The organism is bacterium, assembly GCA_016786595.1.
In the GTDB taxonomy this organism is placed as follows: Bacteria; Bdellovibrionota_C; UBA2361; order SZUA-149; family JAEUWB01; genus JAEUWB01.
This window is the reverse complement of sequence record JAEUWB010000017.1, coordinates 1-25,401: the sequence shown is the minus strand read 5'-3', so window position 1 is coordinate 25,401 and position 25,401 is coordinate 1. Positions and strand designations below refer to the sequence as shown.

General features: G+C 44.3%; 20 protein-coding genes. 10 read left to right on the top strand and 10 right to left on the bottom strand.

The annotated features are described in order from the left end of the window. Positions 1 to 388: 388 nt before the first annotated feature. From JNK13_03275 to JNK13_03265, 3 genes are all read right to left on the bottom strand, one after another. Complete coding sequence (locus tag JNK13_03275) at positions 389 to 655, bottom strand: hypothetical protein (protein ID MBL7661754.1); 267 nt, start codon at positions 653 to 655, stop codon at positions 389 to 391. A 950-nt stretch (positions 656 to 1,605) separates the two neighbouring features. Further along, positions 1,606 to 6,330 (bottom strand): RHS repeat protein, encoded by a 4,725-nt coding sequence (locus JNK13_03270; GenBank protein MBL7661753.1) that lies wholly within the window; start codon positions 6,328 to 6,330, stop codon positions 1,606 to 1,608. A 172-nt stretch (positions 6,331 to 6,502) separates the two neighbouring features. Next, positions 6,503 to 8,200: a tetratricopeptide repeat protein gene (locus JNK13_03265; protein MBL7661752.1), complete on the bottom strand. Its 1,698-nt coding sequence runs from the start codon at positions 8,198 to 8,200 to the stop codon at positions 6,503 to 6,505. Between the two features lie 71 nt (positions 8,201 to 8,271). On the opposite strand from JNK13_03265, the gene JNK13_03260 reads away from it, so the two are divergent. The 7 genes from JNK13_03260 (at position 8,272) to JNK13_03230 (ending at position 15,791) form a co-directional block, all read left to right on the top strand. Beyond that, positions 8,272 to 9,042 carry an ABC transporter ATP-binding protein gene (locus tag JNK13_03260; protein ID MBL7661751.1) on the top strand — a complete coding sequence of 257 codons (771 nt, stop codon included), beginning with the start codon at positions 8,272 to 8,274 and terminating at the stop codon, positions 9,040 to 9,042. A gap of 1 nt (position 9,043) precedes the next feature. Then, a complete protein-coding gene (locus tag JNK13_03255; protein MBL7661750.1) occupies positions 9,044 to 9,937 on the top strand; it encodes a branched-chain amino acid ABC transporter permease in 894 nt (297 codons plus the stop codon). A gap of 20 nt (positions 9,938 to 9,957) precedes the next feature. After that, positions 9,958 to 10,827 (top strand): branched-chain amino acid ABC transporter permease, encoded by an 870-nt coding sequence (locus JNK13_03250; protein ID MBL7661749.1) that lies wholly within the window; start codon positions 9,958 to 9,960, stop codon positions 10,825 to 10,827. Positions 10,828 to 10,895: 68 nt separating this feature from the next. Continuing rightward, positions 10,896 to 11,627 (top strand): succinate dehydrogenase cytochrome b subunit, encoded by a 732-nt coding sequence (locus JNK13_03245; protein MBL7661748.1) that lies wholly within the window; start codon positions 10,896 to 10,898, stop codon positions 11,625 to 11,627. After that, positions 11,627 to 13,540: a fumarate reductase/succinate dehydrogenase flavoprotein subunit gene (locus tag JNK13_03240; GenBank protein MBL7661747.1), complete on the top strand. Its 1,914-nt coding sequence runs from the start codon at positions 11,627 to 11,629 to the stop codon at positions 13,538 to 13,540. Before JNK13_03245 ends, JNK13_03240 begins: the two co-directional genes overlap by 1 nt. A gap of 26 nt (positions 13,541 to 13,566) precedes the next feature. Beyond that, positions 13,567 to 14,316: a succinate dehydrogenase/fumarate reductase iron-sulfur subunit gene (locus JNK13_03235; protein ID MBL7661746.1), complete on the top strand. Its 750-nt coding sequence runs from the start codon at positions 13,567 to 13,569 to the stop codon at positions 14,314 to 14,316. Between the two features lie 5 nt (positions 14,317 to 14,321). Further along, entirely contained in the window at positions 14,322 to 15,791 is a 1,470-nt protein-coding gene (locus tag JNK13_03230) for an O-antigen ligase family protein (protein MBL7661745.1), read from the top strand. A gap of 5 nt (positions 15,792 to 15,796) precedes the next feature. Here the strand turns inward: JNK13_03230 and JNK13_03225 are convergent, their stop codons facing one another. The 4 genes from JNK13_03225 to JNK13_03210 form a co-directional block, all read right to left on the bottom strand. Continuing rightward, positions 15,797 to 16,297 (bottom strand): hypothetical protein, encoded by a 501-nt coding sequence (locus JNK13_03225; GenBank protein ID MBL7661744.1) that lies wholly within the window; start codon positions 16,295 to 16,297, stop codon positions 15,797 to 15,799. 106 nt (positions 16,298 to 16,403) lie between these two features. Next, positions 16,404 to 16,646: a hypothetical protein gene (locus JNK13_03220; GenBank protein MBL7661743.1), complete on the bottom strand. Its 243-nt coding sequence runs from the start codon at positions 16,644 to 16,646 to the stop codon at positions 16,404 to 16,406. Positions 16,647 to 17,115: 469 nt separating this feature from the next. After that, a complete protein-coding gene (locus tag JNK13_03215; protein MBL7661742.1) occupies positions 17,116 to 17,538 on the bottom strand; it encodes a hypothetical protein in 423 nt (140 codons plus the stop codon). A 23-nt stretch (positions 17,539 to 17,561) separates the two neighbouring features. Then, positions 17,562 to 18,119: a hypothetical protein gene (locus tag JNK13_03210; protein MBL7661741.1), complete on the bottom strand. Its 558-nt coding sequence runs from the start codon at positions 18,117 to 18,119 to the stop codon at positions 17,562 to 17,564. A 112-nt stretch (positions 18,120 to 18,231) separates the two neighbouring features. On the opposite strand from JNK13_03210, the gene JNK13_03205 reads away from it, so the two are divergent. After that, a complete protein-coding gene (locus tag JNK13_03205) occupies positions 18,232 to 19,008 on the top strand; it encodes a hypothetical protein (protein MBL7661740.1) in 777 nt (258 codons plus the stop codon). Between the two features lie 281 nt (positions 19,009 to 19,289). On the opposite strand, the gene JNK13_03200 is transcribed toward JNK13_03205, so the two are convergent. Continuing rightward, the gene (locus JNK13_03200; protein ID MBL7661739.1) at positions 19,290 to 20,228 is read right to left on the bottom strand and encodes an AAA family ATPase; all 939 of its coding nucleotides are present in this window, start codon (positions 20,226 to 20,228) and stop codon (positions 19,290 to 19,292) included. A gap of 284 nt (positions 20,229 to 20,512) precedes the next feature. Here JNK13_03200 and groES point away from each other — a divergent pair, with 284 nt between their 5' ends. Beyond that, on the top strand, positions 20,513 to 20,800 hold the full coding sequence (gene groES / locus JNK13_03195; protein ID MBL7661738.1) for a co-chaperone GroES: 288 nt from the start codon (positions 20,513 to 20,515) through the stop codon (positions 20,798 to 20,800). Positions 20,801 to 20,826: 26 nt separating this feature from the next. Then, on the top strand, positions 20,827 to 22,470 hold the full coding sequence (gene groL / locus JNK13_03190; protein MBL7661737.1) for a chaperonin GroEL: 1,644 nt from the start codon (positions 20,827 to 20,829) through the stop codon (positions 22,468 to 22,470). Between the two features lie 78 nt (positions 22,471 to 22,548). On the opposite strand, the gene JNK13_03185 is transcribed toward groL, so the two are convergent. Together JNK13_03185 and JNK13_03180 are read right to left on the bottom strand one after the other, a co-directional pair. Beyond that, positions 22,549 to 23,121 (bottom strand): hypothetical protein, encoded by a 573-nt coding sequence (locus JNK13_03185; GenBank protein MBL7661736.1) that lies wholly within the window; start codon positions 23,119 to 23,121, stop codon positions 22,549 to 22,551. Between the two features lie 42 nt (positions 23,122 to 23,163). Continuing rightward, positions 23,164 to 25,125: a thioredoxin domain-containing protein gene (locus JNK13_03180; GenBank protein MBL7661735.1), complete on the bottom strand. Its 1,962-nt coding sequence runs from the start codon at positions 25,123 to 25,125 to the stop codon at positions 23,164 to 23,166. Positions 25,126 to 25,401: the final 276 nt, after the last annotated feature.

Here is a 25,401-nt window from a genome sequence, read left to right as displayed (position 1 = left end):
TTTCCGCCCTACTCTCATCTACTTTAGACATATGACTTGCTTTCAATTAACCTCAATTCAACGCTCTTTGCGCATGCGTTCCGTTTTTCTTGCACTTACAGATTGGTTTTTCCTTCATCCCACTTCTTAGAGGATGGCACCAGTTGGTCCACCAGTTGGTAGCGTCTCGCTCAAGATGACACCGAAAAAGTTTAATGGTCGTAGCATGGCCGTGGGTACGGGGTTACTTTTTCAGCTGAACTCAACGACGCAACAATACACTTCCAGCTAAATTATCGTCCAGATCTAGACACGTGTTGCGTCTAGCTGAAAATATTTTGGCTAGACGCTTACTTCAAGGATCTATCAATTTATCTGAGAAAGTAGCCTTATATCAAAATTAAAAATTTCATCCCTTACTTTCTTTTATTAGTTCGGAAGCATACCAAACTAATGTGTCGATTTGCTCTTTTGCATATGACGGATCTTTACTTCTAATATCTTCATCTGCACTATAATGATGTAATTCATGTAAAGCTGTATACGTGGTTTTAGAATCGCCTTTTACGTATGTTGGCCATTCACTAATTGCAACAGAAGCTGGAATTTCACCTGATGCTACTCTTTCAAGTAATTCAATCATTTTTCCTATTCTTATTTTATTACTATCGATCATATGCCCCTTATTGTATTATTTAAATAAGTCCATAACAGATCTCGGATCAATGGGAACATGGATTAACTTTTGGTACTGGGTTACTTTTTAGCGTATTGTGCGCCGTCCCTAGATACTACTCCAACTACATTATCGTCCAGATTTAGACACGTGTTGCGTGCAACTGAAAATATTTTAGTGCCGCGCTTGCTAATGGGATCTACCGATTCACTTGAGAAAGTAACCCGATACCAGGTTTACCAACTGCCATTAATTTCAATAAGTTACAAAAGAGGATAGCAACAGTTAGTTAGTTACAGAAGAGGATGACACCAGTTAGGCACCAGTTAGGGTTCACCAGTTAGCTATGTGTAACGTGTCTCCGTGTATCTCCTTTAACTCAACAGCAGCGGTGGCAGCTCATCTTGAGTAGAATTTTTGTGAGATTTCTACGCGGGCGTGACTTGGGAACTCATCCGCCTGGAGTTTTGCGACTCGTTGCTGCCTAAATTCGCTTACCGGTATGACAAAAATTTAGACGTATCCATGCCTCTACTGCCCTTTTTAGGGTGATAGCTTTTCGATTTACGTGCTCACATTTCCCCTAATTACCTAATCAATGTTTTTGTTTCCTGCTTCCTTTTAACTATCTTGAATACGATGTTAATAAACCTTGGAACAATAATAAACCATTGCAGATAACCACAAACTGCATAAAAAATGGTAACGATTAACATCGAACTCAACAGCCACTGCAATTTTAAAAGATAGAAGCAAAATCCGAGAATAAGACTAGTAGGAGCAGTCAAATAATAAAAGATTAAAGAATACAATAGCCCCTTTTCGCCTTGATGAGTCAATTCAAGAAAATATGAAAAATATATGAAAAGGCCTGAGCAAAACATTAGCCACAAAATTATTAAAGGTTTACGATAATTTACTTTGGTGAATATTTCCATATTTCCTTTATTTTATTTTTGACATGCGTTGGCACATATCTCAATAATATGAGCATTATACTCTTGACAGTCTGTTCCCATAGGTCCAATAGCAAAATCAGGGCGACTTAATCTCCAATGCTTTTTTACGCAAAACTCAAAACACTCATTGTCGCCTTTAATTTTTTCACATGAATCTTCATTAAAATAATCCTCACCAGGAGTAGTTTTCATCCCAGGTCCAGGAGTAATTGGGATATCATAAGGTATACCTATCCCTCCGGGTGGATTCGACCCTGCCGTAGTTCCTCCGCATTGAATAGCGCCATTTTTATCGATTACGCACATGTAGGTGTGATAAAGAGGCCCAAAATAGTCTTCACCTGGTTTTCCACCGATTGGTCTTTTACATTCGTAAGTTGCCAACCCACTCGGGTCCACATACTTCACTGGATTCCCGGCGACATAGGCAAACATATTATCCCCACCGCTATACTCAATTGGGTCTCTCGACATCCAGCGGTATAAATCAGGCGCATACCACCGTGCCCCGGCTAAATACATCCCATAGACTTGCTCATCGTAGTAGTAACCATACTTACCACCATACCTAAAATTATTATTAATCCCGCCCGTAGTAGTAATCTGCTTTCCATACGCATCATACGTATACGTCCCTACCACATTCCCACTACTATTCGTTAAATGCCGCGTCTCACCTTGAGGACCAAAGTGATACCAGTAACTTGCCCCTGCCCCTACAAGCCTTTGCGACACCAACCCATCGGCTCCCCAAGTATAAACCTTATCCACCGCCCCACCAGAAATCTCTCCCAGTAATTTATCCCCAGCATAAATATAATACCGACTACCCTTCTTCACCCTCCGACCAAAACCATCATACGTACCAAAGTTAGTCATCTTACTCCTGGCACTCCACGTCGGAAACATCACCCCGCCTCCAGGCAGCTCAAGATAATTAATGTTTCCATCATTATCCTGCTCCACCACTCCGCCAGAAAGCGTAGAAATCAAATTCGCCCCACCATAGGTCGCAAACTGACTGCCATTTACATGCGTTACATTCCCAGCCAAGTCATAGCCATAACTCTTACTATACCCACTAGCCCCCGACCTCACTTCACTCGTTAACCGATATAACCCATCATAACCATACTGAACTGTCGTCCCGTCCCGCTCCGTGACCTTCGTAATCTGCCCTACCGTGTTCTGCCCTCCATCATACTCAAGCCGATAATTGGCAAACGGCTTGGCTATCGCTAAAAAATTACTTCGCGTTCCACCAACACTTAACGCATAAAGCCCTCGACCGTGCTGAAGCGTCGTCACCCAATCCCGATTCTCCTCATACACATACCCCGTCCCAACACCATTCTGCCTGTCTACGGTCAGTAACTTCCCCTCCCCATCATAACTAAAACTCGTCTTCTCATTATACAAATTCACTACCGACTTTAACCGCCCCGCAGCGTCATAATCATACACAAAATTCGCTACTACATTCCCGCCACTCTTCCACACTAACCCACTGACCAATCCCTCCGGATAATACGTATACTCCAAACTCTGCTCAGCACTTAAGCCAACATAATTATAACGCACCACCTTTACACGCCGATCTAAATAATACTCATAACTAGTCACCCCAGTATGATCAGTCACAGTCTCCAGCAAATCATCACTGCGATACCCATACACAACTCCCTCCCCACCATAATTCACCCCAGACACCCGGCCCCCACCATCATACGTAAGATCCGTGTTCTGATTCCTCCCATTTCTCACCTGCCTAACCCGCCCCACTGCATCATAAAAATATCTCGTCGACATTCCCTGCGGATAACCGGCAGACTTCAACTCTAGCGCACGGCCATAAGTATAAGTCGTCAGATTCTCTCGGCCATCACTAAACTCCCGATAATCGCCATCAGTATCCAACCCCCAATCCAACATCTTACCCAGAGGATAATCCACCCCCGTTAACTTCCCACAACTCGCACACCACTCGTAATTAACTATCGTCCCAGCCTCATCTACCGTATTTACTAACTCCCACCCCGCATAGGTGTAATCAAACCTCTTGCCGCCCGGATGCTCCATCGACAACAATCGACTCGTCCCATCATAACTATACTTAGTCGTATCCACCCTCCCGCTACGCGGATACGTACTTACCATCGTCGGCTGACCCAATACCGAATAAGCATCAAAACTCACCCGGTTCCCAGCACCATTTACAATCTCTTTTATGTAACCAAAGAAAGGAGAATTTGTGTCCTCGTAATAACTATACTGACTCGCCCCAGTCCTCGAACCAACTGGCGGCACCACACTTGTCACTTGGCCGTAGGCATTATGCCCAAAACCCCAAACCCGCCCCAAACTATCGCTTAACTTCGTCACCACATGCGGCTGCAACGGGTCTTCATACTCCAACGTATACAATACGCCTTCCCCATCACTGACCTCCACCAAATCATTGCCCTCGTTGCTCCCACTATAAAGATACGTCCACTCTTGACTATTACTATTCACCACACTCGTTAAATGACCCTTCGCCGTATACCCATACGTCCACGTCACAGCTCCATCACTAAAACTAACACGCTTGTGATTTACATCCTGACTAAAATTATACCGAGGCTTCACACTCGAACCCTCATGCTCAGGATACGTAATCCGCCCTAGATTACTTGCCGACGTATAGTCATAACTCACCACCCCACCCTTTTCATTAGTCTCCGTAATCCGAAAATCAAACCCGCCACCTACCCCACTCTCCGGCTGATCAAAATATCGATAGTGACTACCCTTGCCATCCAAGAAACTTACATTCGCTAAATCAAATCCACTCCGGTAATACTGATAACTAAATGTCGCCTTGGTCTGCTGGTCCTCATCCTTGACAACTTCAAAGATCCTCCCAAACCCATCATAACTAATATCCACCCGCCGAATCCTCACCCCCGCCGCAGTCTTAGTCTCAATTACTCCTAACCGCCCCTCCACATCATAACTAAAATGACTCACCACAGCCTCACTTCCACTGCCCTCAACCACCCTCGATACTAATCCACCAATCTCATCATACTGATACTCTATATATTTCCCCGTGCTTAAATCATCCACCCGCTCCAACTGATACCCATGCACGTCATAGCGTAACTCCTGCACATTTCCCCGCGGGTCTACCACCCGCTCCAAGTGACCAAACTCATTAAACTCATACCGATAATCCCCAGCCCGAAAGATCTCTCCCGGCGGCCCAGCTCCATTAAGCTCATACCCTTCCTCCTCATCCCAACTTAACTCCGAATACATCCCAGGAGGTCTTACTGGACTGTGCCCATCCACACCCATCTCCAACGCATAACCATCTGCATCAAATAAAAAATGCCTCACCTCAGGACCATTCACCCCTTGAACCACATGCGCCTCTACACTTATTCCATACGTAAACGCCGCGTTCCCAAACACCGTTCCATGATCTGGAAACTTGATAAGCCCCTGACTACTCACCCACACATCGTTTCTTAACCACATTCCACGCGTTGCAATCGGATCAATAATCGCCACATACCCATTTCCATACACAGGATTCACACCCACACTCACATACTCATCCCCTCCACAACGATTACTATACTGCGGCTTCCCGCCCTCTCCCTCATCATTCGGTCCAGTCCCTGCTTGCGGCTCTCTTGCCTTGGACCCTACAAAAAATACCCGCTCCTCACGCTTCACCACACCCTCGTTGTCCGTAACTTCTACTTCAACTCGATATTCACCACTTAAATTCGCATCAAAACTTAACTGCTCTCCGCTGCCTGCTAAAACCACCCCATCTGGCTTCCTAACTTCCCACTCATAACTACAAATTCCACTCCCCACCTGATTGTCCGGGTCACTCGCACTAGCCTCAAAGTCCACTAGAGCTCCACGCGGCGGATTTAGATTGAGATTACCCCCCACAAGCGGCCCCTCAACACTCACCACCGGCTCCGAGGCTCCAAGCTCAACTCCATAACTAAAACTACCACTACCCACAGCAAGCACTTCTCCGGGTCGCGCATCCATGCGCGTAAAATTACCCAAACTAAATCCTACTTCCGACACTCTTAGATACGTAACTCCCGGATACTCACTAAATGTTCTCGTCTGCCTTCCCCCACCTCCACACTCAACATCAACATGCCTAGCCCCCGAACCACTCACCCCCTGCAAATGCGTGAAATCTACCTGCCCACCAGCAGCCTCATTAACCTCCCCACTCTCTCCACTAAGCGGCACACTCCCAAACGTAAGCTGCGCGCTTCCATCATACCCCGTGCCGCTTAAATCAAGCTGCCCCTGACCCTGACTTGTAACTGTAACGCTCGGAGTCCCTCGCACCCATAATTCCCCTGATATATTCGCCCCAAGCTGCACAGACCCACCATTTGTCTTCTGATAACTAACCCCCACATTCCCACCCAAACCATTAATCACACCTTGCGCACTACACGTATCACTACCACCTCCCGCACAACTCGGATTTAACTCCCCACCTACCCCTCCCGCAGAGCTGTGCCCGCATACAACCACGTTTCCGTTTAAACTCACGCACCCATACAACAAATATTCCGGCGCTCCCTGAGCATGCGCTCTGTGTAAGATCAATATTTGAAAAATTATTTGTATAAGAAAAAAATAAAGAATGGCGTAATGATGATTAGTCTTTGGCTTGACAGTACTCATGGCAACACCTCCAATATGGTGCGTCCAATATCGCGCACACAACATGACGGGTACAACGCGGCACCGCACAGTATTATGCCAAAAAATCCATGTAAAATTTCTACGCTGCTAGAATGTCCGTTCGAGCGGGCTAACCGTAATTAACAGAATAAATTCAACATGATTAGATTAATTACTTAATCATAATACCCCTAGCATTAAGCTGCTCGAGAATACTTTGTAACTCAGGGTCTTCGGGGTTAAGCATTTTCAGTTGCTTAACAATGGAAATTCCTGCGTTAAGATCTCCGAGCGCAAGATATGAGCCGGCCAAAACCAAATTAGCTGGGAAATCTCCTGGCGCAAGCTCAACTGCACGCTTAGCGTTTTTTAATGCCTCCAGTTTATCTCCCAGCATTAAATAACTGCGCGCTTTTAGGTCGTATGTACGTGCGTGCATGTGGTCAATTGCTTTGGATTTTTCTAACTCGATCAGCGCCTGCTGGTAGTTTTTTTCTTCAAAATAAATTGCCGCTAGCGAACAAAGCGCTTCAGGATTTCGCGGATAAATTTGCAGTGAGCGCAGCATTAATTCTCGTGCTGCAGTAAGTTTTTTTTCACGACGCAAAAACTCGCCATAATGATGGAGCGCCTTGGCGCTCTGGGGCGTAATTTCTACTTGCCGAGCGCGCAGCGTTAACTCATCACGCCAAACTTGCGCCTGCGCTAAAGCAACTGTTGCATAAAGCGCACAAAGCAGTGTGCTGCAAATTACTTGCACTCGAGATGACGAGACCCGGGTAATCAGATAAGCAAGTAAGCCGACAATTCCAATGCTTGGCAAGTATGCTAAGCGCTCAGCAAAAATTGTTCCAATTGGAAACAAAATATTTGCGGTGATGGTAAAACTCAGAAAAAACCAGGCGCTAAAAAAAGCTATCTCGTATTTTAACTTTGCGGCATAAATTGTCACGGCAAAAATCGCGGCAATCGACAGCGCAACCAGAGTCTGCGGCAAATCAATCCCGAATCTGAACGGTAAGATTGTTGCATATGAATAATCAGCGCTAAATTTTACTGGTGCTAGGGTCAAACTTAGATACCAGGAGAGTAAATAAAACCCATTACTAATTCGACCAAGGAGATTTTCCTGAATTAAGGGGTTTTCTAACATTCCGATATCGGCAGTCTCAACCAGCGCACCAAGAGCAAAATAACGTAGTGCAAAATAAACTAATAATGGCAGGCCAAAAACCAAACAATAAAGTCCTGGCCTAAATAAACCACGGTAATAATCAAGCAATAACGCCAAAGCTAAAAGCACGACTGCGCTTTCCTTGGACAACAGCGCAAAGCAAAAAAGACTGGCAGTCGTTAGCTGTGCTTTGAAATCTTCAGGTTTGTTGCCTGCCAAGCGTAGCAATACAAGCAAGCCAAAGTAGGTCACGAAAAGTTCTGCTCTACCGGAAATATTGACAACGGCTTCAGTATGTATCGGCAAAACAGCAAAAAGTATTCCAGCAACTAGTGCCAGTTTGTCGTGAAAGAATAAACAAAACAGCTGATAGACTAAAACGGCAATGCTTGCATGCAATAGTAAATTGATCAGGTGAAAGAAAAACGGGTTCATTCCGCTGAAAGCATAGGTCAAGGCATGGGAAAACTGCACAAGCGGACGAAATAAATTCCCTGGAAAAATTGCGGTCGTAAAGATTTCCCAAGTATTTGCCAGACTCCGAATTTGTAAATTTTGGGAAATATGCACAATGTCATCGTAGACAAAGTCAAATTGCAGACTTGGTAGGAAGCACAAAATTCCAATCAAAAAAATGCCCAGCTCACGGTAATTTCCATTAATTTTCTGCCTGAGCTTTAAAATATTCTGACACATAGAACTAAAGGGCATTGTTTATCGCGTTTCCACAGACTATACTGCGACAATCACATAGAAAGAACATTAAAATGTCTACTCCCATCTTGCAGGTCGATAATCTCCAGCTCAGTCTTGGAGGAAATAAAATTCTTACCGGGATCAGCTTTGATATTAAGCCCGGCGAACATGTCGGTATCATTGGCACAAACGGCTGCGGCAAGACTACTCTTTTTAACTGCATTAGTGGTTTTTTTATCCCCGATTCAGGAAAAATCAATTATCAAAATGAAGACATCACCGAGCTTGCCCCACACGTTCGTGCAAGAAAAGGGATTGGTCGTATTTTTCAGAATTTTGGAATTTTCCGCGAACTCACAGTCATCGAGAATATGATTCTTGCGCTAGAGAATTCCCCTGGAGCAAAGCTTTCTTGGAATGGCAATAAAAAGGCATTAACCCAGCGCGCGCTAGAGCTTTTAAGTAAAGTTAAGCTGGAGACTAAAGCTAAAGAACTTGCTTCAAGTTTATCGGGTGGACAGATGCGCTTACTTGAAATCTCCCGCACACTTGCACTTGGCTCAGATTTAATTCTACTCGATGAACCAACCGCTGGTGTCGCTCCAAAGATGAAGCAAGATGTGATGGCCATGCTCAATGAATTAGCAGCACTAGATAAGACAATTATGATCATTGAACATGATTTGAGTTTCATTCAAAAGCTTTGCCCTCGTATTTTGGTGCTAGATACTGGGAAGGTAGTAATGGATGGTAGCCCAGAGTCAGTGCGATCTGACCCCCGCCTTCAAGAGATTTACTTTGGCACTGATCACAAAAATGTAACGACAACCGAGGCTGCATAAGATGTGGGAAATTATGCCGCAACTGTTAGTTAATGCGCTGATAGCCGGCAGCATCTATGCCATCGTCAGTTCAGGATTTTCTTTAATGTATGGCGTTTTGAAAGTTCTTAATTTTGCGCATGGGCAAGTTTTAATGCTGGGGGCTTACCTTTTTTATTTTTTCCATATCAGCCAAGAACTAGCGGTTCCTGCCGCGGGAATCTTGAGCCTGGGGTGCATGTCGCTATTTGCAATTACCGCACTACGCCTTTTTATCGAACCGTTTACAGAACATAGTTTCATACTCCCACTAGTTAGCACGCTTGCTCTTTCAATTATTCTTGAGTCCCTTGTTTCGATTTTTTTTGGCGTAAACGTAAAATCATTTACATCGGGGTCAGCAGTTGAAAGCATTGAGTTCTGGGGAATTTTTATCACCCCAATTCAAATTATTATTATTACAAGTGCCGTGTTCATTCTCTCAGTACTTGGACTAGTAGTGCATACTACTTACTATGGTAGGATGCTTAGAGCCTTAGCCGAGCACCCGGCTGCTGCAGAGAGCCTAGGAATTAATCGAAGAATCCTCACGCTCAGCGTAATTTTAATTGGCACACTCTTAGCTACTTATGCGGGAATTCTTGTCGGCTATGAAACAAATATTCAACCAACAATGGGAGGAATTTTTACTGTTAAAGCGCTGGCGGCAATGATCCTTGGCGGGCTAGGCAATATCTGGGGCACGGTTGCCGGAAGTTACATTCTAGCACTTGTTGAAAATTTAGGACTTGGCGTTGAAATCGGCGGTTATAGTATCCCGGCTGGATACAAGGATGCAGTTGCATTTATCATTATCCTCTTGATGTTACTGGTTCGCCCAACTGGAATATTTGGGAAACGACTGCGGAAAGTCTAAGGTGTTTTCAAGTTAACTGTATGGAATATTACATTCACCTGGGGATACTTTGCTCAATCTATTTAATTCTTGCTGCGAGCTATAACATTTCATTTGGCCTAGCACGCATGCTCAATCTTGCGCACATTGCTTTCTGGGCACTTGGTGCCTACGGCACAGCTCTGCTGGCAGTAAATTATAATCTAGGTCCACTGCCCTGCATGATCGTCAGTATGATTTTACCAGCAATACTTTCATTGTTAGTTGGCGCAATCTCTTTGCGACTTTCTGGAGATTATTTCGCAATTGGCACACTTGCCTTTCACTCGATTGTCGCTGCTCTTTTAATTAACTGGAAAAGCCTGACGCGTGGAGTGCTTGGCATTCCAGGAATTCCGCGACCAGAACTTTTTGGTATTAATTTTTATGAGAACATCAATTTTTTATATCTAGCACTTGTATTTGTATTTTTATCACTAACAATTGTTTACTTTGTCTTTAAAAGCCCCCTAGCCTTGACCCTACGTGCCCTCGGTGAAAACGAGTCTGCAGCACTCGCCTTAGGCAAGAATGCCAAGCACGCACGAATTATTTGTTTTGTTATTTCATCAATCTTTGCGGGAATTGCTGGCTCGCTTTATGCTTATTATATCAACTATATTGACCCAAGTTCCTTCAGTTCTTCAGAGATGATTTTTATACTTTCTGCCGTAATTATCGGTAAACCTGGATCTTTTTGGGGAGCATTATTTGGTGTAATCTTTCTTACGCTTTTGCCTGAACCAATCCGTCAATTTGAAATTGACTCAAGTATTCTCGGTCCAATGCGACAGTTGATCTATGCAGCTGTGCTCTTTATGGTAGTCTTACTTCGCAGAGATTCTCTATTTCCTAAACTGCGCACAGTGTAGGAAAATTCTGCAGGAAGAACAGTTAGGAAATTCAACAGCAAGAAATAGTCTTTAGATAAGGTATTAGCATGGCCACTCAAGCTCAACCACTCAGAGCAGATCTCGATAAAGCTTCGTGCTTTTTCTCAAGCTCCATTGGCCTGAAATTCCTGATGGGAATTACGGGTATCGGCTTAGTATTATTTATAATTTTTCACTTACTGGGGAATTTGCAAATTTTCCTCGGGCAAAACGCGTTGAACGAATACGCTGAGTTACTTGAAGAACTTGGCGGCCTTTTATGGATTGCACGCATTGGACTAATTGCAATTTTTTTAACGCACGTGATCAGTGCAATTAAACTCAAGCGCAAAAATACTAATGCCCGGCCGGTAGTCTATGCTTATCAAAACACCGTACAAGCAAGTTTTGCTTCACGGGTAATGTTCGGTGGAGGCTCTGTAATTTTCTTTTTTGTGCTCTTTCACCTTGCACATTTTACCTGGACGCTAATCAATCCAGAATTTGCGAATCTGCACGACCAGCAAGGCCGCCACGATGTTTTTTCCATGGTTGTCCTTGGTTTTTCCAATCCAATTATTGCCTTCACCTACATTCTCGCACTAACTGCAGTGTGCTTACATTTAAGTCATGGCATTCCGAGTTTCCTCCAGTCACTTGGATTTTACAGTCAAAAGTACACTCAGCAGTTGAGGCTAGTTGGACCTGCCATCGCCGGGCTTATTTATCTAGGCTACATCTCAATTCCCATTGCTGTTTTACTAGAAATCATCTCGCTACCTCCTGGAGTTCACTACTAATGGAATTAAATGCAAAGATCCCCTCTGGTCCACTGGCTGAGAAATGGACCAAGCATAAAAATGAATCAAAGCTTGTTGCACCTAACAACCGCCGTAAGTATTCGGTAATCGTAGTTGGTTCTGGACTTGCTGGAGCATCTGCTGCGTCAACCCTCGGAGAGCTTGGGTATCAAGTTTATTGTTTTTGCTTTCATGATTCACCACGTCGCGCCCATAGCGTTGCTGCTCAAGGTGGAATCAATGCCGCAAAGAATTACCAAAATGACGGTGATAACGTTTGGCGTTTATTTCATGACACGATCAAGGGTGGTGACTTCCGTGCACGTGAGGCCAATGTTTATCGTTTAGCCGAAGTCAGTGCTTCGATTATTGACCAGTGCGTTGCTCAGGGAGTGCCTTTTGCACGTGAATATGGCGGCACACTGGCAAATCGATCTTTTGGCGGCGCTCAAGTGTCGCGCACTTTTTATGCCCGCGGTCAAACCGGACAGCAGCTACTGCTTGGTGCTTATGCCTCGTTAAGCAGACAGATCAGCCTTGGAAATGTAAAAATGATGACTCGTCGAGAAATGCTCGATCTCGTTGTCAGCAACAATAAAGCCAAGGGCATTATCTGCAGAAATCTTCTGAACGGTGAAATTGAGTCCTTTGCAGCGCATGCTGTAGTGCTAGCGACAGGGGGCTATTCTAACGTTTTCTATCTTTCAACAAATGCCCTAGGTTGTAACGTCACAGCAACATATCGCGCTTACAAGCGCGGAGCTGGATTTGCAAACCCTTGCTACACGCAAATTCATCCAACCTGTATTCCTGTCAGCGGCGAACACCAAGCAAAACTAACCTTGATGTCTGAGTCACTAAGAAATGACGGGCGCATCTGGGTTCCTAAAACTAAGGGCGACAAGCGTCAGCCGCAAACAATTCCCGACAGTGAGCGTGATTACTATCTAGAACGTAAGTATCCAAGTTACGGCAATCTTGCGCCACGCGACATTGCTTCGCGTAGTGCCAAAGAGGCCTGCGATAACGGTAATGGTATTGGGCCAGGCGGACTAGGTGTTTATCTTGATTTCCGTGACTCAATTCAGCGTCTTGGTGAGTCCACGATCAAACAGCGCTACGGGAACTTGTTTGACATGTACGAGCGCATCACAGGGGAAAACCCCTACCAAGTACCGATGCGCATTTATCCTGCCCCACACTATACCATGGGTGGACTATGGGTTGATTATAATCTAATGAGCACAATTGATGGCTTATTCGTGATTGGTGAAGCAAATTTTTCTGACCATGGAGCGAATCGCCTCGGCGCAAGCGCCTTGATGCAAGGCTTAGCTGATGGATATTTTGTTCTGCCCTATACGCTAGCAAACTACTTAGCCAATACTGGCCCAAGCAAGCTTGAAACGTCGCTCCCAGAGTTTAATGCAGCGTTATCTGGAGTCACTGCGGTCAACAAGCAACTGCTTAATATTAATGGCAAGCGCTCGGTTGAATCCTTCCACGGCGAGCTTGGTCGAATTATGTGGGATTACTGTGGGATGGCACGGAATGCAGCCGGCTTAAAGAAAGCGCTAGGATTAATCCCAGCCTTGCGCGAGGAGTTTTGGAGTAATGTCAAAGTTCCTGGTTCAGGAGAGGACCTCAATCAAGAGCTTGAAAAAGCGGGACGCGTTGCTGATTTTCTCGAGTTCTCGGCGCTAATGTGCCAGGACGCTTTAACTAGAGAAGAATCCTGCGGTGGGCATTTCCGCGAAGAATATCAAACACAAGAGGGCGAAGCAAAGCGTGACGACTCACGCTTTTTACATGCTGCAGTCTGGGAATTTAAAGGGGTTGAAAAATCTCCAGAGCGGCACGTCGAGCAACTTACATTTGAAAACGCAAAGCTTGTTGAAAGAAGTTATAAATAGATAGCAGCTTGAGGGAGATTACTGGAATGGAATTTACAATTCATGTCTGGAGACAAAAAAACGCCGCAACCCCTGGGAAGATGGTGACATACGCGGCTCGTGAAATCAGCCCAGACATGTCTCTGATTGAAATGCTTAAAAGCGTTAACCGCGATTTAGTGGAAAAGGGCGAGGAGCCAATAGCTTTTGAGGCCGATTGTCTGGAAGGAATTTGCGGAACCTGCTGTTTGGTGATTAATGGCATTGCCCATGGACCGAGCAAAGCTTGCACGACTTGTCAATTACATATGCGCTCGTTTAGCAATGGTGATCACATTTATATCGAGCCTTGGCGTGCTGCTGCATTCCCAGTGATTAAAGACTTAATTGTCGACCGCGGTGCGCTTGACCGGATTATTCAAGCAGGTGGATTCGTTTCCGTAAATGCTGGAAGTGCTCCTGATGGAAACTCGGTGCCGATTGGAAAGACTGCGGCAGATGTTGCGATGGACGCTGCGCAGTGCATTGGCTGTGGAGCTTGCGTTGCTGCATGCAAAAATGGCTCCGCCATGCTCTTCACTGCCGCAAAAATTTCTCATCTTGCATATTTGCCGCAAGGCCAACCTGAACGCAATCTTCGCGCCAGAAAAATGATTGAGCAAATGGACCAAGAAGGTTTTGGCGCGTGCACAAACCAATTTGAATGCGAAGCAGTTTGCCCGAAAGAAATCAGTGTTAAATTTATTGCGCAGATGAACCGCGAATATGCTCGCGCCAAACTGTTTGCGAGCGAATAATCTAGATGCGACAACATCTTCCAAGATTGACGGAAGAACGCTTCGGCACTCTTGGCCATTACCTACTGGCCACCCTTTCAGTAGTCACCCCGCTTTCGATTGCAGCGATTGATACTTGCCTGGTAATACTTACCCTTGCTTGGCTTGGATTTCTCTGTTCGACTGGTAGACTCAAATCCCCCGCTCGAGTTCTGCAGCAAAATCCAGTCATCGCTAGCATTGCTACTCCGATGCTGGTTTGGTTTCTTTTTTCTACGATTGCTACCTGTATTGGGCTGGGCTCGATGAATTCGGTATTTGAATTAGTAAAGGTTGCGATCTATCTCTCCGTGCCTTTCGTCGTCTATCAAATCCTTTCTGCTCCAGACATTAAGCCACAGGAACTCTTGGGCAGAATCAGTTTTTACTGTTGTCTATTACTGATTGGCCAGGCGCTTGCGGCACTACATTCAGTGATTGAACTGTCTTTCCCCGAACTACTACTAAGCAAGAGTGCGCTGAAACCACCTGGTCCAGTCACAGAAGCTGGACAAGTGCTGCTTGTCTTTGGTGCCTTAATTTTCTTACTACTGCTCACACGTTTTGAGCAAAGGAAGCTAGAGCGTAGGCCCGTGATTGGGCTGGGCATTGGTCTTTACTGTGCGGTGACAGGATTAGTTTGCGCTTGGGCACATTTACTTAATATTCCTGCGCTGCCACGCGCAGTTAAATTGATTTTCATTCTGAGTATCTTGGTGATTTTTGCCTATACTAGTTACAAAGGTTTAGCTGCTTTCAGAGCCTTTGATTTCGCCAAATACTCAAATCCTTGGTTTCAGCGCTTTATTATTACAGCAGGCTCGCTGATTGCTTTAGCCCTTTTAATTAACCTCAAACGTGGTCCTTGGCTTGGTGTTTTTATATTAATCATGCTGGTTAGCTTTGCGGTTTCTCGTAGACTGGGTATTGGGGCTTTGCTTACTTCTCTACTTGTTTTGGTCGCTTTTAATCCTGTGCAGGATCGACTTTTTCAAGTTTCCGATCATTTCTCGATTGCTGGTGGGCGCAAAAGTATGTGGTCACTTGGACTAGAAATCATTCAGCGCTATCCATTAGGACTAGGTGTGCGTAATGCAAAGTTCATGCGCGAGTTAGACCCAACCTTACCAGAGGCGCACCGGCATTTGCATAATAACATCTTAAATATCGCAGCTGAAAGCGGCATTATGGGTTCGCTAGTTTTTATTTGGTGGATGTTTGCCATTTTCAAACTTGGCTTTAGTGGATTTAGTAAACTGCGCAATATGGATGATCAAACTGCAAAATCGCTAGCACTCTGTTTACTAGCCTTGACTGCCACATTAGTTGGTTGGCAGGTTGCTGGCTTAGCTGAGTATAACTATGGTGATGGCGAAGTGCGAATGATTGCTTTTTACTATCTGGGTTATATTTTAGCGATTACTTCAATTTATTCGCGACATGAGAAACAAGTTTAGGAACTTTATTTTGTTACTAGCTTATCGCTATTCTCGCCGTAATATATCAACCACTGACCTTGGCTTTTTGTTAACTTCAGTAAAATTGGATGTTCTTCGAGAAAATAATCTGTGCGTCCGGGCTCTTTGCCCATGCCGCGAATTACCAACTGAGCGGTTGCTTTGTCTTGACTTGTTAGTTCAATTTTAAAATCTTTTACATGCACAGCTAGTTGATCGAGTTTAGTCCGAGCAGTAATTAGTCCAGGCCTAATTTCCTTAATGCCTTGCACTGCGTGGTCGCCTTGGTCGGTGTGTCCTAAGAGATGCAGGTCTTCGGTTGCAAAGTTTAGGATTTCTTTGGCGTAAAACGCAGCTTCAATTGGCTGAGCTTGGCCTTCGAATGAGGCCTTGCGTGCCGCCTCTGTTATTAATTTTTCAATTTCTTTGCGTGGATCGTTTGAAAAATAACGAAAGGCAAGGAATGCCAAGATCGGAAATACTAGTATGTTAAAATATTTTTTCAAGTGCTATCACTCGCTTCTACTCAAATAAAATATTAAAGATAAGACGCGTCATTAAGAAACATTTTTGGGCCCAAAAGTAAACTGCAACTGGGCCCAAAAAACATCGTTATGGCATACTTGGCTGGAGAATGCGCTCCAGGTTCCTGCCTGCCTTAGGTGCCTGATCTTCCTCCTCCGCGCTCCTCCAGAATCGACCTTCGTTGAGATAGTTTTCGCGCGCGCTAGGTGCAGGTGGCGAGTTGAGATCCCATTTTTCAATTCGCACGGTTGCCTGCTCGAAGAAAATCGGCTTATCGGGATTCCAGTTTTCTTCGCGACTCACTTGTCCCTCGTCGAGAAACGAAATCAACGAGGTCGTCTCTCCGTTGTTCAAGTCCGTATAGGTTACACGATAAAATCCGGGCTGCGTAAGCACGAGATTGTAACTCGTGATTTGGCTAGTCGACGAATTGTGACTCGACGAAACGAGAATGCCGAGAGACCTATAGGTTTCATCCCTTGGTGGGATGACTGTCGAGGCTCCTGATCCGCCACATCCGGTGAGGGCGGCGATCAGAAGGCAAAGGGTTGAGATTACGAGTATCAACTTTTTCATACGTATTCGGGTGAGCTCTAGTTAGAGCTTCCTCCCTTAAATTTACTAAACAATTTAAGGGAGGAAATTTACTGAACCAGAGCAGAAAACCTTAATGCATGACGCATCTTTATCCAGGCCAATGATTTGGCTTGGATAAAGAAAGAGAAACATTACTCAGAATAAAAATTTAAAAGAACGAAATTAGGAGCGTAATTATGACATATTTAGTGCTAAATGTAAATTATTTCGTGATTTTTACGCAGCTAATGTCTCGAGCTAGAGTATCGTTTACAAGCAAAAGCCCCTGAAAATCTTCATCATTATTGGTCAAATCAGTAAAAATTTCTAGTCGAGTTTCTTTAATCTTATAAGAAATATAGCTTATAAAATCCATGCTTAGCATTTTAACATTGCGAGATTGAATGCAGCGCCACTTACGACGCTTCTGATCATAAGTTAATGTCGAGGCTAGAAATTTACCCTTCTTTTTCCAAAGTCGTATATCATAATCCGGCCCTAGTTGATCTATCGTTTCACAAGCGGAATTTAATTTATATCCTCGAAACGACGTTTTTGAGACATTGCAAAAGTTTGTATCTCCGTATGCAAACGGAACTAATAGGAAACTCGCTCCAAAGATCATTAAAACTTGTAATTTTCTCATAACTACTCCTTACTGCTTACTGCTTAAAAATTGCAGGTATTCACAAATTCGCGGCAACTTGGCCCTGAAAATATTGCTTCTCCAAAAAAATCTTCGATTTGCGTATTGTAATATTGCTGATTCCCAGCCTCCTGACAGCTCAAACTATCAAGTAGATCTCCCAGTTTGGCAGATCTTTCATTTACACAAGCCTCATACTGCGCAACTGTCGCATTGCAGTTACGAGTTTCAAGGCTCTGCAGGTCGCATGGATTTAAATCCTTTAGTGTATCATTCAGATCTAAATCCAGTGAACATTCTTGAACAATAATCTCGCATTGGTTTTGCGCCTGATTACTAGATGAAATTGTTCTAGTTTCAGCGAGTCCATCGATGTAGCAACTGCTAGGATCTGAGAAAAATTTAGTAAAAAATTTAGTATATGCTGAGCAGGCTGACTCGACTTGAGAATTTGACAGCTCTGAGATTCTAAGGGTTTTAGTTAATCCCGTAGTATAAACTCCCGTCCCTTCAGACCCACCACCACATGCGCTAAGTAGAGTTAGCAATAATAAGCAAAAAATGGCCCTGACTTTGTTCATAAAACTCCTTAGTGCAAAATATTTGCATTATTGATAGCATTGCCTATTTTCAATGTCAAGCTTTTTAAGTATAATATTAAAAATTTATATATAATGTAAAAATATTGCACTAATGAGTAATTTTCCCTTTAAAATATGGCTAGTTAAACTGCTCAAGCCAATTGTTGCTTTTGCTCTTAAGCACTCGGTCAAGCTGCATGATTTTGAGGATGCCTTAAAAATTGCCTTGGTTGAATCTGTTTCCGATCAGAATCCTGCCCTTAGCAATATTACGCAGATTTCCTTGAGAACAGGAATTCATCGTGCTGAAGTAAAGCGTCTGCTAGAAAACCCAACCCCTTTGAGTGAGCGAGGAATTTTGGCAAGAGTTCTTGGTCAGTGGCAATCCGATAAACGCTTTTGCAAAAAAGGTGGAGAGCCTCGCCCGCTTAGCTGTAGCGGTAAAAACTCTGAATTTGAGCAATTACTTTCTTCGATCAGCAAAAACCTTTCAATCTACTCCATATTGCTCGAGCTCGAACGCTCTAATCTCGTCGCTCGTGAGAATGGGCTTGCTAAGTTAATTCAAGGTGAATATCGGATTAGCGATAACTTAAACGATCTCATGCGAGTTTTATCGGCTGATATTAAAGACTTACTGGAGACAGTAGAAAAAAATCAGGCTAGAGAACCGAATCAAACTAACCTGCATATTCGAACTCATTACGACAACATTGCAATAGAGAGTATTCCCCTATTAAGACGTGAAATCCTTAAGGAGGGCACTTTGTTCCATAGAAAAATCCAACAACTTATTGCTCAACATGATAAGGACATCAACCCAGAGCTAGAAGATCAGCAGGGCGGTGGACAAATTACCTTAGTTTCATTTGCCAATGACCAATCCTAAAATGTAGGTGAAAAAATTTTTTAGCAACGAAGTATTCCGCCGTATATCGCCCCTAATTTGGAAAAATTTGAGCTTTAAGAAAGAATTTTGTGTCAAAGACGAGGCGCGGAAATTTTTGAGCGTTTGTTTATTCTTACTTACTCAGTGCTGCGAAATTAGGGGCGAGATGCAAGGAAGACGAGGCGTCTAAAAATTTTTTCATCCCCGACTTTATACAATATAAACGAGGGGTGAAAAAATTTTTTAGCAACGAAGTATTCCGCCGTATATCGCCCCTAATTTTAGGCGGCTTCCTTCTCGTTCCACAGCACCCGCTTAATAAAGCGCGACTGACGCACTCCGAGTACTTGTTCAACGGCGAGCACGACTGCTTCGCCGGGGTCGATGGTGCGGCCGGAGTCTGCTTCGTATTCGAAAATTTTTCCGGCGTAGTGAGCGATGTGGATACCTTCGCGGACGCTGAATTTTTCATCTTCTTTATGAGCGAGTTCAAGGAAGTCGGCCACGTAGTCGAGGATGATTGGTTGGGTAAAGGGTAAGTTTTGTTCGAGAATTTTTCGTTCTTCGGCGCGGTCTGGAAAATCGATTTGAATTTGTGGTTGCAAGCGCGATTTAATGTATTCAGGAAGTTCAAAGCAACTTGCATCTTCGTTCATTGTGGAGACGAAGCGAAATTTTGGATGAGCGTGAATTACTAGGCCTGGGTTAACGGATTCGATGTAGCGTCGTGAATCGAGTAGTGGTGCAAGTGAGGCCCAAGCTTTTTCTTGCATGCGGTTACCTTCATCGAGAACGACTACGCCACCGACGAGCATGGCGGTGATTAAGGTGCTGGCGATGTATTCAATGCGTGACTGACCGGCTCCAGTTTCGATAACAACTGGGTTAATTAGTACGTCATTTGGTAGAGTGTCGGATGTGGCCTGGAAGAAGTAGACTGGTAGGTCGAGAAGTTTTGCGGCGCTGTAGGCTAGTGCTGTTTTACCAACGCCGGGTTTACCGATCAGGCGTGGGTTCATTGGTGCATCGTTTGGATTTGAGGTGTACCAGGATGAATTTAGTTGATCGAGAACTTTCCGGTTACCTACCCATTTGAAATTTAGCTCGAGTGGGCGGGCGAGGCGGATTTTGATACCGTCAATTTCGACATGGCGCTGAGCGCCTGAGCCTTCAATTTTTAGCTCAGCGGCGTTGACTTCTCGTTTTTCTTTTGCAGCCATAAAACCTACCCTAATGCCCTAAAAACCCATAATTTCAAGATGTTATCAGTTTCGGGACCTAACTTCTCCCTCATCAGAAAGTGTTATGGAGCTTTGCTGTGAATGTGTATCAGGGAAAAATCACTATTTTTTAGCATGTGCTTCCTTGACTTTGAACTTACTCATGTTTACTTACCCGGGCGCCAGGAAATCACCTGGTAGCTGAGGCGTATGTCGACCTTAGCTTTAAAGCGATAAAAGTAATCGATTTCAAAGTGTTAACGACTACAATGGGAGGAAAAATTATGTCGCTTAGACCACTACAAGACCGCATTATTGTTGAGCGGCTCTCAGAAGACGAGAAAACAGCTGGAGGAATTATTATTCCTGATACAGCTAAAGAAAAACCACAAAGAGGGAAAGTTGTTGCAGTTGGCAAGGGTAAAATCCTTGAAGACGGCACAGTTCGCCCGCTTGAAGTTAAGGCCGGAGATGTCGTGCTTTTCGGAAAGTATGCAGGAACCGAAATCAAGATTGACGCCAATGAGCGTTTAATCATGCGCGAAGACGATGTTCTTGCAGTTGTAGAATAAATCATAATTTAAAAGGAGTTTAGACAATGGGTGCTAAAATTGTTGAATTCGGGCTTGATGCTCGTGATCAAATGCTCAAGGGTGTAAACACTCTTGCTGATGCGGTTTCAGTCACAATGGGACCACGTGGGCGCAACGTCGTAATTGAAAAGTCTTTTGGTGGACCAACAATTACAAAGGACGGCGTAACAGTAGCTAAAGAAGTTGAAGTAGAAAACAAATTCGAAAACATGGGTGCGCAAATGGTGCGTGAAGTTGCATCAAAGACATCTGATGTTGCCGGAGACGGAACAACTACAGCAACAGTGCTTGCCCGCGCGATTTTCCGCGAAGGTGCAAAGATGGTTGCTGCTGGTCATGACCCAATGAGCATTAAGCGTGGAATTGATAAGGCAGTTACAGCTGTCGTAGAGAAGCTTAAAACTTTATCAAAAGATTCAAAAACAAGAGCTGAGATTGCTCAAGTTGGAACAATTTCTGCGAATAACGACTCTTTCATCGGCAATTTAATTGCTGAAGCCATGGAAAAAGTTGGTCAAGAAGGCGTAATTACAGTTGAAGAAGCAAAAGGACTCGATACAACTTTAGAAGTTGTTGAAGGTATGCAATTTGACCGTGGCTACTTGTCACCTTACTTTGTAACCGACCCAGATCGCATGGAAGTAATTCTTCAAGATCCTTACATCTTGATTTATGAAAAGAAGATTTCAAACATGAAAGATCTTCTTCCAGTGCTTGAGCAAGTTGCTCGCTCAGGTAAGCCTCTGATGATTATTGCTGAAGAAGTTGAAGGCGAAGCCTTAGCAACATTAGTTGTGAATAAGATTCGTGGCACACTTCAAGTTGCAGCAGTTAAGGCTCCAGGATTTGGTGACCGTCGTAAAGCCATGCTTGAAGACATTGCAACATTGACTGGTGGTGAATTTGTCAGTGAAGACCTCGGCGTTAAACTTGATACGCTTGAATTGAAGAGTCTTGGACGCGCAAAACGAATTGTAATCGATAAGGACAATACTACAATTATCGATGGCGCTGGCGAAAAGAAGCAAATCGAAGCCCGCGTAAAGACAATCCGTAACCAAGTTGAAGAAACAACTAGTGATTACGACCGTGAAAAACTACAAGAGCGTCTAGCTAAGTTAGTTGGCGGTGTTGCTGTAATCAATGTTGGCGCTGCAACAGAAGTTGAGCTTAAAGAAAAGAAAGCTCGCGTAGAAGACGCTCTACATGCCACACGTGCTGCGGTTGCAGAAGGTGTTGTTCCTGGTGGTGGAGTTGCATTGCTCCGCGCTAGTGAAGCGCTTTCAACTGTTAAGTGCGATGACGAGGAAAAGATTGGCGTGCAAATTATTGGCCGTGCTCTTGAAGCCCCAATCCGCACAATCGTTACCAACGCAGGGCATGAAGCTTCAGTGATCATCGAAAAAGTCCGTCAAGCTACTGGCGCAATGGGCTTTAACGCTGTAACTGAGCAAGTTGAAGACTTAGTTAAGGCTGGCGTGATTGACCCAACTAAAGTTGTGCGTAGCGCGCTACAAAATGCTGCATCAGTTTCTGGCTTAATGCTCACAACTGAAGCTGCAATTGTTGATAAGCCTAAGAAGGAAGAAGACCACGCTGCTCACGGCCATGGACATGGCGGAATGGGTGGCATGGGCGGCATGATGTAATTTAAGCATCAGCTTCCACAAAGCCAACGCCTGTTATTCAGCAATGAATAACAGGCGTTTTTTATTGCCTTAATTATCCTAGAATTTTTGGATTGCCGTAGCGCTCTTACTGTCACCTGTGGTCGCAATCACACCTTTGGTTCCCGTTGAATTTGCAGCTGTAGTTGCTGCGCTCTTAGCATTTGTAGGGGCAACATTTTCCCCTCTTCTTAATTGCTTAGATCTTGAACCTTGCTCTTGCGTCTGACTTTCTGCGGCTAATCTTTCGCGACGCGATTTAGGTTTTCGCACAGCTTCCTTGTCAGGCTGAGCTCCCTGTCCCTGGGCCGGATTACTTGCCATGACTGGCGCCTGATCTTGCACTACCTTACTTGGCTCGCTCGCAAGCGGAGCTGGCAGAGCGTCGGTGACTACCTCTCGTGAATTATCTTGCTTACGCTTAGCCCGTTTCTTATCTTGAGTTTCTGATGGCTTAAGCGCTTGGGAAATAGTCATCTTCCATTGATTTAGTTTCTCACCTTTTGCTCCGACGATGGATTCAGCATGCGAGAAAAATTGCCACACAGCGAGAAGCAGTAAGACAACAAAAATTGCCCCAAATACATCGCTCACACTAAAAGAAGAGCTTGAATCAGATTCTCTATGTCCCATGCTAGTATTATGCCTGGTTGAGAATAAATTGTAACTTGAAGCTCAAATCAACTCTGCTTGATACTGATTGCGTAGTGAAACTAACTGCTTAAGCTCCTTAATTTCCTGACCTTTATACAAACAGCTATCTTTTGCACAAAGCTCGAAATCAGCTGTCGCTTCGTTGGTTTTAAAGACAACTCCACTCAGACCGAGCGCTTTATTGAGGTCAGCAATAATTTCAGCACTTGTCGCCTGAGGGGCCTTAATATAGAAGCCCCCGCACTGTAGAAAATCAAAGGCGATTAGTGAACTTGCGCCTGCTTGTGGACTTGCAACCATCAACCCGGAAATGCTCTCGATTAATTCTTCCGCACGCTTTAAGTATGCTAGCTTTCCCGTGATTTGGAATAAGCGATAGCTATTTTCGATAGCTATTTGGTTTGCCGAAGGTTGCGCACCATCATGATACTCTTTCGAGCGAATCACGAGGTTTTCGCTATGCTCTTCATAAAAGTAACCACCATTTTTTACATCCCACAAATTTTCATCTTGTAACTGATAGAGCTTTTCTGCGACTTCAAGCCACGGCCAATGATTTGTCGCCAAAAACAATTCAAGCAAGCCATAAATCAAGTAGACATAGTCATCAATTGTCGCAGAAAAATCTACCTGACCTTCGCGGAAACGTCGCTTTAAGCCTGAAGCAGTAATTAAATGTTCCGCGGCAAATTTTGCGGCAGCAGAAGCTGAATCGATAAAATCCTGCTGGTTAAAAATTCTCCCAGCGTAGGCAAGAGCATTAATCATCAAGCCATTCCAGCTTGTAAGGATTTTATCATCTAAGTGCGGCTGCTCGCGTTTATTGCGAAGTGTTAAAAGTTTCTCTTTTAGTTGAGAGACCTCTGGGCTAAAGCTTTTCTCCCACAAAACTCCTTGAGGCAATAATAAAATATTCTGATTGTGCTCAAAATTCCCCTCGCAAGAGGCCCCAAAAACCTCAACTGCAAGTTTTAACTCCTCTGCGCTTAAGTTCGCTTCAAGTTCATGCCACTTCCAGAGATATGTTTGCCCTTCCAGCCCAACATCACCTGCATCTTCTGCGGAATAAAATCCCCCCTTCGGGCTGGTCATTTTTGTTTGCACGTAGTGCAGTGTCTGGCGGGAGATTTGTTTATAGGCATTCTTGTTTGTTAACAAATAGGCTTCCGTATACGCGCGTGCAAGTAAAGCGTTGTCGTAGAGCATTTTTTCGAAATGCGGCACTTGCCACTTCTCGTCTACTGCATAGCGGTGAAACCCCCCTCCAAGTTGATCGTAGATACCTCCGCGTGCCATGCTCTCAAGTGTTTTTTCAGCAATTTCCAGAGACCGCCTAGAGTTTCCGCGTTGATAAATACGTAGCAGCAGGCGAATGCTTTGGGCTGCTGGAAACTTTGGAGCTTTTCCGAAGCCGCCCCAGTCGGGGTCGAAACTGCGCTCAAAAATCCTAAAGGCGCGACGAAAAGCATCATCATTTGGTGTGACTTTTTGTAATTCTTCTTGAGAAATATCTTGCAAGTATTGGCAGAGCTTAGCTGCGGATTCAACTAAGCTGGCGCGGTCATTCGTCCAAAGCTCGGTAACTTTTTCTAGCAATTTAATAAACGTAGCTTTCCAAAAAAATGTTCCGCCGTAGAACGGTTTTTGATCGGGAGTTAGAAAAACGCTCATGGGCCAGCCGCCGTGACCGGTCATTGCCGAAACTGCGTCCATATAGATGCGATCAACGTCAGGGCGTTCTTCTCGATCGACCTTAATGCTAATGAAATTCTGATTTAAAACCTGGGCGAGGTCTTGGTGCTCGAAAGAGTCTTTTTCCATGACATGGCACCAGTAACAGGTCGAGTAACCGATGGAGAGAAAGATTGGCTTATTCTCAAGTTGTGCTTTAGCAAAAGCTTCCTTGCCCCAAGGATACCAGTCGACGGGGTTATGTTGGTGTTGTAATAGGTATGGGCTTTTTTCTAAATGTAATCGATTCATTTTGGATTTGTTCCTAGGTTATTCTGGAGCAGAAGCTATAACTTATAAGAAATTTTGATTATACTTACTTTATCCGATTTATAATTCCCGCATGCAACTACCCGGAATCATTAAATATCTAATGTTAGCAGAGTGTTAGCTTCAATCTATACTTTACATCTTGCTTTGAGCGGCGCATAACATGGGTTGTTTGAGGCTATTTTGGTGCTTACTGATTACACGTAGGCGCGATTAGGCCTTAGTGTGTGTGAGATATAGAGGTTAAGTTTCGTCCTT